Origin of the sequence: Paraburkholderia sp. (genome assembly GCF_049581445.1) — a bacterium.
In the GTDB taxonomy this organism is placed as follows: Bacteria; Pseudomonadota; Gammaproteobacteria; order Burkholderiales; family Burkholderiaceae; genus Paraburkholderia.
In genome coordinates, this window is the sequence record NZ_JBAURZ010000099.1 from 1 (window position 1) to 12,060 (window position 12,060).

Annotated in this window: 14 protein-coding genes; all 14 read left to right on the forward strand. The window is 61.8% G+C overall.

Annotated elements, in window-relative coordinates; all coding sequences use genetic code 11:
• Positions 1-286 precede the first annotated feature (286 nt).
• The 14 genes from WCA85_RS08795 to hisF all read left to right on the forward strand — a co-directional run bounded on the left by WCA85_RS08795 (position 287) and on the right by hisF (position 12,060).
• Entirely contained in the window at positions 287-916 is a 630-nt protein-coding gene (locus WCA85_RS08795; protein WP_424062941.1) for an MlaC/ttg2D family ABC transporter substrate-binding protein, read from the forward strand.
• Complete coding sequence (locus WCA85_RS08800) at positions 913-1,227, forward strand: STAS domain-containing protein (protein WP_424062943.1); 315 nt, start codon at positions 913-915, stop codon at positions 1,225-1,227. Before WCA85_RS08795 ends, WCA85_RS08800 begins: the two co-directional genes overlap by 4 nt.
• 158 nt (positions 1,228-1,385) lie before the next feature.
• Positions 1,386-2,318, forward strand: a complete 933-nt coding sequence (locus WCA85_RS08805) for an ABC transporter ATP-binding protein (protein ID WP_424062945.1) — start codon at positions 1,386-1,388, stop codon at positions 2,316-2,318.
• On the forward strand, positions 2,315-3,079 hold the full coding sequence (locus WCA85_RS08810) for an ABC transporter permease (RefSeq protein ID WP_424062946.1): 765 nt from the start codon (positions 2,315-2,317) through the stop codon (positions 3,077-3,079). The genes WCA85_RS08805 and WCA85_RS08810 overlap by 4 nt, the downstream gene beginning before the upstream one ends.
• A gap of 14 nt (positions 3,080-3,093) precedes the next feature.
• Positions 3,094-3,333: a BolA family protein gene (locus WCA85_RS08815; protein ID WP_424062948.1), complete on the forward strand. Its 240-nt coding sequence runs from the start codon at positions 3,094-3,096 to the stop codon at positions 3,331-3,333.
• Between the two features lie 111 nt (positions 3,334-3,444).
• On the forward strand, positions 3,445-4,707 hold the full coding sequence (gene murA, locus WCA85_RS08820) for a UDP-N-acetylglucosamine 1-carboxyvinyltransferase (RefSeq protein ID WP_424062950.1): 1,263 nt from the start codon (positions 3,445-3,447) through the stop codon (positions 4,705-4,707).
• On the forward strand, positions 4,704-5,402 hold the full coding sequence (hisG, locus tag WCA85_RS08825; RefSeq protein ID WP_424062952.1) for an ATP phosphoribosyltransferase: 699 nt from the start codon (positions 4,704-4,706) through the stop codon (positions 5,400-5,402). Before murA ends, hisG begins: the two co-directional genes overlap by 4 nt.
• 209 nt (positions 5,403-5,611) lie before the next feature.
• Entirely contained in the window at positions 5,612-6,934 is a 1,323-nt protein-coding gene (hisD, locus tag WCA85_RS08830; RefSeq protein ID WP_424062954.1) for a histidinol dehydrogenase, read from the forward strand.
• 119 nt (positions 6,935-7,053) lie between these two features.
• Entirely contained in the window at positions 7,054-8,124 is a 1,071-nt protein-coding gene (hisC, locus tag WCA85_RS08835) for a histidinol-phosphate transaminase (protein WP_424062956.1), read from the forward strand.
• Between the two features lie 93 nt (positions 8,125-8,217).
• Positions 8,218-8,805 (forward strand): imidazoleglycerol-phosphate dehydratase HisB, encoded by a 588-nt coding sequence (hisB, locus tag WCA85_RS08840; protein ID WP_424062957.1) that lies wholly within the window; start codon positions 8,218-8,220, stop codon positions 8,803-8,805.
• Between the two features lie 56 nt (positions 8,806-8,861).
• Positions 8,862-9,482 carry a YchE family NAAT transporter gene (locus WCA85_RS08845; protein WP_424063101.1) on the forward strand — a complete coding sequence of 207 codons (621 nt, stop codon included), beginning with the start codon at positions 8,862-8,864 and terminating at the stop codon, positions 9,480-9,482.
• The gene (gene hisH, locus WCA85_RS08850) at positions 9,479-10,120 is read left to right on the forward strand and encodes an imidazole glycerol phosphate synthase subunit HisH (RefSeq protein WP_424062959.1); all 642 of its coding nucleotides are present in this window, start codon (positions 9,479-9,481) and stop codon (positions 10,118-10,120) included. Before WCA85_RS08845 ends, hisH begins: the two co-directional genes overlap by 4 nt.
• 220 nt (positions 10,121-10,340) lie before the next feature.
• Positions 10,341-11,093: a 1-(5-phosphoribosyl)-5-[(5-phosphoribosylamino)methylideneamino]imidazole-4-carboxamide isomerase gene (gene hisA / locus WCA85_RS08855; RefSeq protein ID WP_424062961.1), complete on the forward strand. Its 753-nt coding sequence runs from the start codon at positions 10,341-10,343 to the stop codon at positions 11,091-11,093.
• Between the two features lie 193 nt (positions 11,094-11,286).
• A complete protein-coding gene (gene hisF, locus WCA85_RS08860) occupies positions 11,287-12,060 on the forward strand; it encodes an imidazole glycerol phosphate synthase subunit HisF (RefSeq protein ID WP_424062963.1) in 774 nt (257 codons plus the stop codon).

Genomic DNA, 12,060 nt, shown 5'->3' on the forward strand with positions numbered 1-12,060 from the left:
GGCCGTCCGCGCCGACGGCAGCTTCGGCCGCAACCGCTGCGGGTGCGCAGCCGGCCTCCGGGACGGAAATCACACCGCCGTTGGATCTGAACGGTGGTCCCGAAACCCAGGTCCCGGGCGACCAGATCGTGCCGCCGCGACTCAATTTCCCAACATTCAGGTTGCATTGATGGTGCGGCCGTAACACCTGGAAACGACTCTCGCAGTTTGTGTACGGGTTGCTAGTGAACTCGCGCACCGTTGTCTGCTCCAAGGTTTGCACTATTATTTTTCCGCAAGGCTCGATATGAAAAAATTCTTTCTCGTTTCGCTGTTCGCAGCGTTTGTTTCCTTCGGAAGCTCTGCTTTCGCGCAAACTGTTGATTCCAGCTCGCCGGATGTCCTGGTCAAGACCGTCACGCAACAGGTGGTCGACGCTGTGAAGGGCGACAAGTCCATTCAGCAAGGTGACATTTCGCATATCACCCAGCTCGTCAACGAAAAGATCCTGCCGTACACGGACTTCCGTCGCACGACGCAACTGGCCATGGGCCGCAACTGGCGCGCCGCGACGCCTGAGCAGCAAAACGCTGTGGTCGAGCAGTTCAAGATGTTGCTGATCCGCACGTATTCGGGTGCGCTCGCGCAGGTGAAGGATCAGCAGATCCAGTACAAGCCGTTTCGCATGAGCCCGGACGACACCGACACGGTGGTGCGCTCGGTCGTGATGAACAACGGCTCGCCGGTCGAACTCGACTATCGCCTGTACAAGACGCCGCAGGGATGGCGCGTCTATGACATCAACGTGCTTGGCGCATGGCTGATCCAGGCGTATCAACAGCAGTTCAACGAACAGATCCAGCAGCATGGCGTGGACGGGCTGATCCAGTTCCTCACGCAGCGTAATCAGCAACTCGCTTCTGGCAAGCAATCGTGAGCACTGCGGTGAATGTTGAGGCCGGTTCCGCTGCGGGTAGTGCCGGCCGCTTCGAAACCGGCACGACGCTCACGCATGCGAGCGCGAAAGCTGCGCTCGAGGCCGGTCTGCAGCGTATCGCGGCCGGCGCGCGAGGCGTCGATTGCGCGCCGCTCGTGCAGTTCGATTCCTCGGCGCTTGCTGTGCTAATCGCATGGCAGCGCGCCGCCCAGGCGCGCGGCGCCGCGCTCGAAATTGTTAACCTGCCGGCTGGTCTCGCCAGCCTCGCTCACGCCTACGGCGTCGATACCCTCCTTTCTACGCGACATTGACGCTCTCGCGTCGTCTGCCCGAATCCCCGGGCAGAGTCGGGCATTCCCACTTTGCCCTATAATCAAACGTTTTTTGGGGCTTTCAACGGGCCCCAATTTCGTCCCTTCCAGCACTTTGCGCACCTATCAGGCGCCGTGATCCAAAGCGGCGCACAGTCATGCCAGCCATAGAAATTCGTAACGTCAAGAAGCGCTACAAGGATCTTCAGGCGCTCAAGGGCGTCAGCCTCACGGTGGAAGAAGGCGAGTTCTTCGGACTGCTCGGTCCGAACGGCGCGGGCAAGACGACGCTCATCAGCATCCTCGCGGGTCTCGCGCGCGCCGACGAAGGCAGCATCGCGGTGCGGGGTCACGACGTCGTCAATGATTTCCGCGACGCCCGGCGTGCGCTTGGGGTCGTGCCGCAAGAACTCGTGTTCGACCCGTTCTTCACGGTCCGCGAAACCTTGCGCATCCAATCCGGCTACTTCGGCCTTCGCAAGAACGATGCGTGGATCGACGAGGTGATGGCCAATCTCGACCTCACCGAAAAAGCCGACGTCAATATGCGCGCTCTCTCGGGTGGCATGAAACGCCGTGTGCTGGTCGCGCAGGCGTTGGTGCACCGGCCGCCGGTGATCGTGCTCGACGAGCCGACCGCGGGCGTCGACGTCGAGTTGCGTCAGACCTTGTGGAAGTTCATCTCGCGCCTGAATCGCGAGGGCCACACGATTGTCCTGACCACGCACTATCTGGAAGAAGCGGAATCGCTATGCGACCGGATTGCGATGTTGCGGCGCGGCGAAGTGGTCGCGCTCGATCGCACTAGCACACTGCTGCAGCGCTTTGCCGGCATGCAACTGTTCCTGCGCTTCGCGCAAGGCGCATTGCCTACTGAACTACGTCCGCTCGAAGTCGAGTCCGGCGCGGCCAACGGCAACGGGCGCCAACATCTGCTGCGTCTGACGAGCTACGACGACGTTGAACGGATTCTCGCGCAATGCCGCAATGCGGGTTGTACATTCGAAGAAATCGAGGTGCGCAAAGCCGACCTCGAAGATGTGTTCGTTCAGGTGATGAACGGTCCGGAAGTGATCGAGGGGCTTGCATGAGTGGCTATGGTGGTTTTGGCACGCTGTTTTACAAGGAGCTCCTGCGTTTCTGGAAGGTATCGTTCCAGACCGTACTCGCCCCGGTCATTACCGCGCTGCTGTATCTGACGATCTTCGGCCACGCATTGCGCGGCCACGTCGAGGTTTATCCGGGCGTCGAATACACGAGCTTCCTGATTCCGGGCCTCGTGATGATGAGCGTTTTGCAGAACTCATTTGCCAACAGTTCGTCGTCGCTAATCCAGTCGAAAATTACCGGCAACCTGGTGTTCGTGCTACTGCCGCCACTGTCCCACTATGAGATGTACTTCGCCTATGTACTGGCATCGGTGGTGCGCGGACTGGCGGTCGGGTTCGGCGTGTTTATCGTGACGATCTGGTTTGTGCCGGTGAGCTTTAACGCGCCGCTGCTGATCATCGCGTTTGCGGTGCTGGGCGCGGCGATTCTCGGCACGCTCGGGCTGATCGCCGGTATCTGGGCCGAGAAGTTCGACCAGCTCGCCGCTTTCCAGAATTTTCTGATCATGCCGCTCACGTTCCTGTCGGGCGTGTTCTATTCGACTCACACGCTGCCGCCAGTGTGGTGTGAAATATCGCGGCTCAATCCTTTTTTCTACATGATCGACGGCTTTCGCTACGGTTTCTTCGGGTTGTCGGATATCGATCCGTTTGTAAGCCTGGCCATTGTCGCCGGTTTCTTCGTGGTGCTGGCTGCCGTGGCGATGCGCATGCTCGCTTCCGGCTTCAAGCTGCGCCACTGACGAGGAGTATTCCCATGTTGCCGACTCCTGAACAGGTCAAGCAGTACATCGCGGTTGGGCTCGCCTGCGAGCATCTCGAAGTGGAAGGCGACGGTCAGCATTTCTTTGCGACCATCGTGTCACCGAGCTTCGAGGGCAAGCGGCTGATCCAGCGTCATCAACTGGTTTATGCGGCGCTTGGCGACCGTATGAAGCAGGAAATCCACGCGCTCAGCATGAAGACGCTGACGCCCGCCGAATGGCAAAACGCGTAATCTGGAAAGTTAGTGCGAATTACACAAGATAGGCGCGATGCCGGCAGCGGCGCCGCCACAGCGAGCAAAGCAGTCCCGGCGCAGAGCCGGACAGATCAGGAACTGACAGGTATGGACAAACTCGTCATTGAAGGTGGCCAACGGCTGACCGGTGAGGTCGTCGTGTCCGGGGCAAAAAATGCTGCGTTGCCGATCCTGTGCGCGGGGTTGCTGAGCGCGGAGCCTGTGCATCTCGAAAACGTGCCTGACCTTCAGGACGTTCGCACCACGCTCAAGCTGCTTAACCAGATGGGCGTGCGAACCGAGTCCAGCGAATGCCGCGTGTCGCTCGACGCGTCGACGGTCGATAACCTCGTCGCACCGTATGAACTGGTGAAGACGATGCGCGCGTCGATCCTTGTGCTCGGGCCGTTGCTCGCCCGCTTTGGCGAAGCGAAGGTCTCGCTGCCGGGTGGCTGCGCGATCGGCGCGCGACCGGTTGACCAGCACATCAAGGGCCTGCAGGCGATGGGCGCAGAGATCACGATCGAGCACGGCTTTATCGAAGCCCGTGCGAAGCGCCTGAAGGGCGCGCGTATCGTGACCGACATGATCACCGTCACCGGCACGGAAAATCTGCTGATGGCGGCGGTGCTCGCCGATGGCGAAACGGTGATCGAGAACGCCGCGCGCGAGCCGGAAGTGGGCGATCTCGCGCAGTTGCTGGTGCAGATGGGTGCGCGCATTGAAGGCATCGGCACGGACCGTCTGGTGATCCAAGGGGTCGACAGGCTGCACGGCGCGAAGCACACGGTGATTCCCGACCGTATCGAAGCCGGCACGTTCCTGTGCGCGGTCGCGGCGGCGGGTGGCGATGTGGTGTTGCGCCACGTGCGTCCGCTGATCCTCGAAGCCGTGACTGAAAAGCTGCGCGAAGCGGGTGTCACGATCGAAGAGGGCGACGACTGGATGCGCGTGCGCATGAGCCAGCGTCCGCATTCCGTGGGCGTGCGGACTTCCGAATATCCGGCGTTCCCGACCGACATGCAAGCGCAGTTCATGGCGCTCAACACGATCGCAAACGGCACGTCGCAAGTGGTCGAGACGATCTTCGAAAACCGCTTCATGCACGTGCAGGAACTGAACCGGCTGGGCGCGAACATTACGATCGACGGCAATACCGCCCTCGTAACGGGCGTCAACCAGTTGTCCGGCGCGAAGGTGATGGCGACTGATCTGCGTGCCTCGGCGAGCCTGGTGATTGCGGGCCTGTGCGCTGACGGCGAGACGCTGATCGACCGCATCTATCACCTGGATCGCGGCTACGACCGGATGGAGTCGAAGCTGACGGCCGTTGGTGCGAAAGTGCATCGCATCAAAGGGAGCGCAGCATGAGCGCGCAGCCGCAAACCTCGTCGTCGCCGGCCGTGAGCGCGCCGCTCACGCTCGCATTGTCAAAAGGGCGTATCTTCGAAGAGACGCTGCCGTTGCTCGCCGCAGCCGGTGTCCACGTGGCCGAAGATCCGGAAACGTCGCGCAAGCTGATTCTGCCGACGACGGACGCTAACCTGCGCGTCATCATCGTGCGGGCTACGGATGTGCCCACCTACGTTGAATACGGCGCGGCTGATTTTGGCGTCGCGGGCAAGGACGTATTGCTCGAACACGGCGGCAGCGGACTGTATCAACCGGTTGATCTGGATATCGCGCGGTGCCGGATGTCGGTTGCGGTCAAGGCGGGGTTTGACTACGCGAACGCGGTGCGCCAAGGCGCACGTCTGCGCGTGGCAACCAAATATGTGGAAACGGCGCGCGAGCATTTTGCCGCGAAGGGCGTGCACGTCGATCTGATCAAGCTGTATGGCTCGATGGAACTCGCACCGCTGGTGGGCCTCGCCGACGCGATCGTCGACCTGGTCAGTTCGGGCGGCACATTGCGCGCGAACAACCTCGTCGAAGTGGAAGAGATCATGCAGATCTCATCGCGTCTCGTGGTGAACCAGGCTGCGCTCAAACTGAAGCGCGCCGCGCTGCGGCCGTTCCTTGAGGCGTTCGAACGCGCGTCGCATCACGGCCACGCGGCGGCGTAAGGAAGCGGGGGCGTTCGAAGTTGTCACGGGGCGCCCCGGCGATTACCACGTGGTGTCCCTGCGATTACGAGGAGGCGCCCCGGTCACGGGAGGCGGCCCGCGGTTGTCCAGAGCTTGCCTCAAAGTCGCCAGAAGTTCTAGCCAGAATTGTTTGCCAGTAGTTGTTGCCTGAGACGTTTCAGGCTTGCCTTACCGAAACGGATACCAGCATGTCTATCAACATTCGCAAACTCGATTCCAGCGCTCCCGACTTCCGCAAGGCGCTGCACGCGGTGCTCGCGTTCGAGGCGAGCGAAGACGAAGCGATCGAGCGCTCGGTCGCGCAGATTCTGGCCGACGTGAAGGCACGTGGCGACGCTGCAGTGCTCGAATACACCAACCGCTTCGATCGCCTTGAGGCTACCAGCGTCGCCGCGCTCGAATTGCCAATGTCCGAACTCGAAGCCGCGCTGGAAGGACTGGACCCGCGTCGTCGCGCGGCGCTCGAGGCCGCCGCCGCACGGGTGCGCGGATACCACGAGAAGCAGAAGATCGAATGTGGCAGCCATAGCTGGCAGTACACCGAATCGGATGGCACGGTGCTGGGCCAGAAGGTCACGCCGCTGGATCGCGCGGGTATTTATGTGCCGGGCGGCAAGGCTGCCTATCCGTCGTCGGTGCTGATGAACTCGATTCCGGCACGCGTGGCCGGTGTGCGCGAAATCGTTATGGTCGTGCCGACGCCGGACGGTGTAAAGAATCCGCTGGTGTTGGCCGCAGCGTTACTGGGTGGCGTGGATCGTGTGTTCACCATTGGCGGCGCGCAGGCCGTTGGCGCGCTGGCGTACGGCACGGCTACCGTGCCGGCCGTCGACAAGATCTGCGGTCCCGGCAACGCGTATGTCGCATCGGCCAAACGCCGCGTGTTTGGCACGGTTGGCATCGACATGATTGCGGGTCCGTCGGAGATTCTGGTCCTGTGCGACGGAACCACGGACCCGCGCTGGATCGCGATGGACCTGTTCTCGCAGGCCGAGCACGACGAACTCGCGCAATCCATTCTGCTGTGCCCGGACGACGCGTTCATCCATCGCGTGCAAGAGGCCATTAACGAACTACTGCCGACCATGCCGCGCCGGGATGTGATCCGCGCGTCGCTGGAGGGCCGAGGTGCACTGGTCAAGGTGCGCGATATGGCGGAAGCCTGCGCGATTGCCAACGACATCGCCCCGGAACACCTCGAAATCTCCGCGCTCGAACCGCATCAATGGGGCAAGCTGATTCGCCATGCCGGTGCGATCTTCCTTGGCCGCTACACCAGTGAAAGCCTCGGCGACTACTGCGCAGGGCCGAACCATGTGCTGCCTACGTCTCGTACCGCACGTTTCTCGTCGCCACTTGGCGTCTATGATTTCTTCAAGCGCTCGAGCGTGATTGAGGTCAGCGCCGAAGGTGCGCAAACCTTGGGCGAGATCGCTGCCGAACTCGCGTACGGTGAAGGTCTGCCGGCACATGCCCGCAGCGCCGAGTACCGCATGAAGCAGAACGGCTGAGCTGAGCGCGTTTCCCGCAAACGCAAGCCAGCCGTCGCAAAACCAGAACATTGACCAACCGGGGCGGTTCTCGCGCCGCCCCTGCCTGACCGGTCCTCTGTGGACCGGTTCGCCTACCCATGACGACACCACAAGACATTATTCGCCGCGACGTGCTCGCGATGACGAGCTATCCGGTTCCCGACGCCTCGGGCTTCGTGAAGCTCGACGCCATGGAGAATCCGTTTTCGCTGCCAGCGCCGCTGGCGGCGCAACTCGGCGAGCGTCTCGCGGGTGTCGCGCTGAACCGCTATCCGGCGCCGCGGCCCGAAGCGCTGCTCGAAAAGATCAAGCGGGTGATGAACGTGCCGGCCAGTTGCGAGGTGCTGCTGGGTAACGGCTCGGACGAAATCATCAGCATGGTGTCGATGGCGTGCGCAAAGCCAGGCGCCAAGGTGGTGGCACCGGTGCCTGGCTTCGTGATGTACCAGTTGTCGGCAAAACTGGCGAATCTGGAGTTCGTCGGCGTGCCGCTGAAGGTGGATTTCACGCTCGACGCCGAAGCCATGCTCGCGGCCATTGCCGAGCATGAACCGGCGATCATTTACCTGGCCTACCCGAATAATCCGACCGGCACGCTGTACGACGACGAGGACATGGAGCGGATCATCGCCGCCGCCAACAAGAGCCTCGTGGTGATCGACGAGGCCTATCAGCCGTTTGCGCAGCAAAGCTGGCTGCCTCGCGCCGACGCGTTCGACAACGTGGTCGTCATGCGTACGGTCTCCAAGCTGGGACTCGCCGGCATCCGCTTAGGCTACCTGGCTGGACGCTCGACGTGGCTGAACGAGTTTGACAAGGTGCGCCCGCCGTACAACGTCAATGTGCTGACCCAGGCCACCGCCGATTTCCTGCTCGACCACCTCGACGTACTCGATGCGCAGGCCGCACAACTACGCGAAGAGCGTACGAAACTCGCGCATGCGGTGAGCGCGCTGCCGGGCGCCGAAGTGTTTCCAAGCGCGGGCAACTTCCTGCTGGTGCGGGTCCCGGACGCATCCGTTACCTTCGAAACCCTGCTGACTGCACGGGTTTTGATCAAAAACGTGAGTAAAATGCATCCATTGCTGGCGAATTGCGTGCGTCTGACGGTCGGTTCCCCTGAAGAAAACGCGCAACTGCTGGCGGCATTAAAGCTGGTCCTGCATTAAACGGCGTGCTGTCGCGCCGCGTCCCGCACCGCGGGCGTGGCGCACGGCGTTCCCCCACCCCCTTTCTTTCATAGTCAGATTCGAGGAATTACCATGCGCCAGGCGGAAGTCGTTCGCGACACTAGCGAAACGCAGATCCGTATCAAGATCAATCTGGACGGCACCGGCAAGCAGAAGCTCGCCACCGGTGTGCCGTTCCTTGACCACATGCTCGACCAGATCGCGCGGCATGGATTGATCGATCTGGACATCGAGGCGCATGGCGACACGCAGATCGACGACCATCACACGGTCGAAGACGTCGGCATCACGCTGGGGCAGGCGGTCGCGAAGGCCGTCGGCGACAAGAAGGGCATTCGGCGCTACGGCCATTCCTACGTGCCGCTCGACGAAGCGCTATCGCGCGTCGTGATCGATTTTTCCGGTCGCCCGGGCCTCGAATTCCACGTGCCGTTCACGCGTGCGCGTATCGGTACGTTTGACGTCGATCTCTCCATCGAATTTTTCCGCGGCTTTGTGAATCACGCCGGCGTGACGCTACACATCGACAACCTTCGTGGTCTGAACGCCCACCACCAAATGGAAACGGTGTTCAAGGCATTCGGACGCGCCTTGCGCATGGCTGTCGAACTGGACGAACGCGCGGCGGGGCAGATTCCGTCGACCAAGGGTAGTCTCTAGGCAGGTAAGCAGGACGAACCGGACCGGACGTGCGCGTTGCGCGCGACCGGCTAGCGATGGATATCCTCAAGTCGTTTATCTCGCTCCTCGCGCTGATCAATCCGGTTGGCGCCATCCCGTTCTTTATGAGCCTCACGGCCCAGCAATCGGACGCGGAGCGGCGCAGGACGATTCGTATTGCGGCTATTTCGGTGTTCTGCGTGATTGCGGTGACGACGCTGCTTGGGCAGCAGATCATCAGCTTTTTCGGCATCTCGGTCGGCTCGCTCCAGGTGGGCGGCGGCATCATCATGCTGCTGATGGCGATCAACATGCTGAATGCGCAGATCGGCAACAGCCGCTCAACGCCGGAAGAGCGTCACGAAGCGGAGCAGAAGGAGAACATAGCGGTGGTCCCGCTCGCGATCCCCTTGCTGACGGGGCCGGGCGCGATCAGCACGGTGATTATCTATTCGGCCGACTCGCCACATTGGTACGACCGGGTTAGTCTGATCGCTATTGGCGCGGTGCTGGCGGCGATCTGCTTTTTTTCGCTGCGGCTGGCCGAGCCGATCGCTCGCTGGGTGGGGCGCACCGGTATCAATATCGGCACGCGGTTGATGGGTTTGATGTTGTCGGCGCTGGCGGTGGAATTCATCGTCGACGGTCTGAAGGCGTTACTGCCTAACTTGAAATGAAAACTTCGATTGCGATTGTGGATTACGGAATGGGCAACCTGCGTTCGGTCGCCCAGGCTTTGCGCAAAGCTGCGCCTGAGGCCGAGGTGGCTATCGTCGATCGGCCGGAAGCGATTCGTGCAGCCGACCGCGTGGTGCTGCCAGGCCAAGGCGCGATGCCCGACTGCATGCGCAGCCTCGGTGAGTCCGGTTTGCAGGAGGCTGTGGTCGAAGCGTCGCGCAGCAAGCCGCTGATGGGTGTGTGCGTGGGCGAGCAGATGCTGTTCGACTGGAGCGCCGAGGGCGATACGCCGGGCCTTGGGTTGCTGCCCGGCAAAGTGCTGCGTTTCGAACTCGACGGCCAGTTGCAGGACGACGGTTCGCGCTTCAAGGTGCCGCAAATGGGTTGGAACCGCGTGCGTCAGGCGCAGCCGCATCCGCTGTGGGACGGTGTCGCGGATGGCAGCTTTTTCTATTTCGTGCACAGCTACTACGTCGTACCGGACAACGCGGCTCATACGTCGGGCGAGACCGTGTACGGCGCGCCGTTTACCTCGGCGGTGGCGCGGGATAACATTTTCGCGACTCAATTCCATCCGGAAAAGAGCGCCGAAGCGGGGCTGCGCGTGTACCGCAACTTTGTGCACTGGAACCCGTGAACTGTAGCCGTCCCATGCACGATACTTACTGTTGTACCTCGTCCCACGCTGCGCGAACCATTGCGCCGCGGCGGACGGACGTGTCTGCGCCGAGCCGATACAGGTCCGGCGGGGTACTGAAAGAGTTGTACTAAACTAGCGAAACGATACGCGAGCGGGCTTATGCGCCTTTGCGTGCCGGCCGACTTTAAACCTTCTTCCCTGACAACACCCGATTGCTATGCTGCTGATTCCCGCCATCGACCTGAAAGATGGTCAGTGTGTACGCCTCAAACAGGGCGACATGGACCAGGCGACGATTTTTTCCGAGGAACCGGCGGCCATGGCCCGACATTGGGTCGACCGCGGCGCCCGGCGCCTGCATCTCGTCGACCTCAATGGAGCTTTTGCCGGTAAGCCGAAGAACGAAGACGCGATCCGCGCGATCATCGAAGAAGTCGGTGGTGAGATTCCCGTCCAGTTGGGCGGGGGCATCCGCGACCTGAACACGATTGAGCGCTATCTGGACGACGGTCTGTCGTACGTGATCATCGGCACGGCGGCGGTGAAAAATCCTGGCTTTCTGCAGGACGCGTGCACGGCATTCGGCGGCCACATCATCGTCGGCCTCGATGCGAAAGACGGCAAGGTTGCTACCGACGGCTGGAGCAAGCTGACCGGCCACGAAGTCGTGGACCTCGCGCGCAAGTTCGAGGACTACGGCTGCGAATCGATCATTTATACCGACATCGGCCGCGACGGCATGTTGCAAGGCATCAACATCGACGCCACGGTGCGTCTGGCGCGCGCGGTGAAGATTCCAGTGATCGCGAGCGGCGGCCTGTCGAACATGGCTGATATCGACGCATTGTGCGAAGTGGAAGTCGAAGGCATCGAAGGCGTGATCTGCGGGCGCGCGATTTATTCAGGTGATCTGGATTTCGCGGCGGCGCAAACGCATGCGGACAAGCTGCGCGAGTCGGACGACGCCTGAAAACGGCGGCGCGAGCGAACCGCAGGCGTGCGCTTCGTGACGCGCGGCTCAACGCGGCGCATGCGTGAAGCGACTCCAGCGGGTCGGGCTTGTAGATCTGCCCGAGCCAGCCCGGCACAACAGCGTGCGTCGGCACTGTGCCGCTCGCCTCTGAGCGGCCTCATCAGCGGTATTGGCAAGAATTTGCAACATCATGGCTCTAGCTAAACGCATTATTCCCTGTCTCGACGTCACGGCTGGACGCGTGGTCAAAGGCGTCAATTTCGTCGAACTGCGTGACGCCGGCGATCCGGTGGAAATTGCTCGTCGCTACGACGAACAGGGTGCCGACGAACTCACGTTCCTCGACATCACCGCAACCTCCGATCAACGCGACCTGATCCTTCCGATCATCGAAGCGGTCGCCTCGCAGGTATTCATTCCGCTGACGGTGGGCGGTGGCGTACGCGCGGTCGAAGATGTGCGGCGCCTGCTCAACGCGGGCGCGGACAAGATCAGCATGAACTCGTCGGCGGTGGCGAATCCGCAACTGGTACGAGACGCGACGGATAAGTACGGCTCGCAATGCATCGTGGTGGCCATCGATGCCAAGCGCGTCTCTGCCGAAGGCGAGACGCCGCGCTGGGAAGTGTTTACGCACGGCGGGCGCAAGGCCACCGGGCTGGATACGGTTGAATGGGCGCGCAAAATGGCGGAACTCGGCGCCGGTGAAATCCTGCTGACCAGCATGGATCGCGACGGCACCAAGAGCGGCTTCGATCTGGCGCTGACCCGTGCGGTATCGGACGCTGTCTCGATTCCGGTGATCGCCTCGGGCGGTGTCGGCTCGCTGCAGCATCTAGCAGACGGCATCACGAGCGGCCACGCGGACGCAGTACTGGCCGCGAGCATCTTCCACTACGGCGAACACACGGTCGGCGAAGCCAAGCGCTTCATGGCCGGGCAAGGCATTTCGGTGAGGTTGTGA

What these genes read in the sequence shown, in the direction of transcription:
- WCA85_RS08795 (WP_424062941.1), top strand. Translation starts at nt 287, where the DNA reads ATGAAAAAATTCTTTCTCGTTTCGCTGTTCGCAGCGTTTGTTTCCTTC.
- WCA85_RS08805 (WP_424062945.1), top strand. Translation starts at nt 1,386, where the DNA reads ATGCCAGCCATAGAAATTCGTAACGTCAAGAAGCGCTACAAGGATCTT.
- WCA85_RS08810 (WP_424062946.1), top strand. Translation starts at nt 2,315, where the DNA reads ATGAGTGGCTATGGTGGTTTTGGCACGCTGTTTTACAAGGAGCTCCTG.
- WCA85_RS08815 (WP_424062948.1), top strand. Translation starts at nt 3,094, where the DNA reads ATGTTGCCGACTCCTGAACAGGTCAAGCAGTACATCGCGGTTGGGCTC.
- murA (WP_424062950.1), top strand. Translation starts at nt 3,445, where the DNA reads ATGGACAAACTCGTCATTGAAGGTGGCCAACGGCTGACCGGTGAGGTC.
- hisG (WP_424062952.1), top strand. Translation starts at nt 4,704, where the DNA reads ATGAGCGCGCAGCCGCAAACCTCGTCGTCGCCGGCCGTGAGCGCGCCG.
- hisD (WP_424062954.1), top strand. Translation starts at nt 5,612, where the DNA reads ATGTCTATCAACATTCGCAAACTCGATTCCAGCGCTCCCGACTTCCGC.
- hisC (WP_424062956.1), top strand. Translation starts at nt 7,054, where the DNA reads ATGACGACACCACAAGACATTATTCGCCGCGACGTGCTCGCGATGACG.
- hisB (WP_424062957.1), top strand. Translation starts at nt 8,218, where the DNA reads ATGCGCCAGGCGGAAGTCGTTCGCGACACTAGCGAAACGCAGATCCGT.
- WCA85_RS08845 (WP_424063101.1), top strand. Translation starts at nt 8,862, where the DNA reads ATGGATATCCTCAAGTCGTTTATCTCGCTCCTCGCGCTGATCAATCCG.
- hisH (WP_424062959.1), top strand. Translation starts at nt 9,479, where the DNA reads ATGAAAACTTCGATTGCGATTGTGGATTACGGAATGGGCAACCTGCGT.
- hisA (WP_424062961.1), top strand. Translation starts at nt 10,341, where the DNA reads ATGCTGCTGATTCCCGCCATCGACCTGAAAGATGGTCAGTGTGTACGC.
- hisF (WP_424062963.1), top strand. Translation starts at nt 11,287, where the DNA reads ATGGCTCTAGCTAAACGCATTATTCCCTGTCTCGACGTCACGGCTGGA.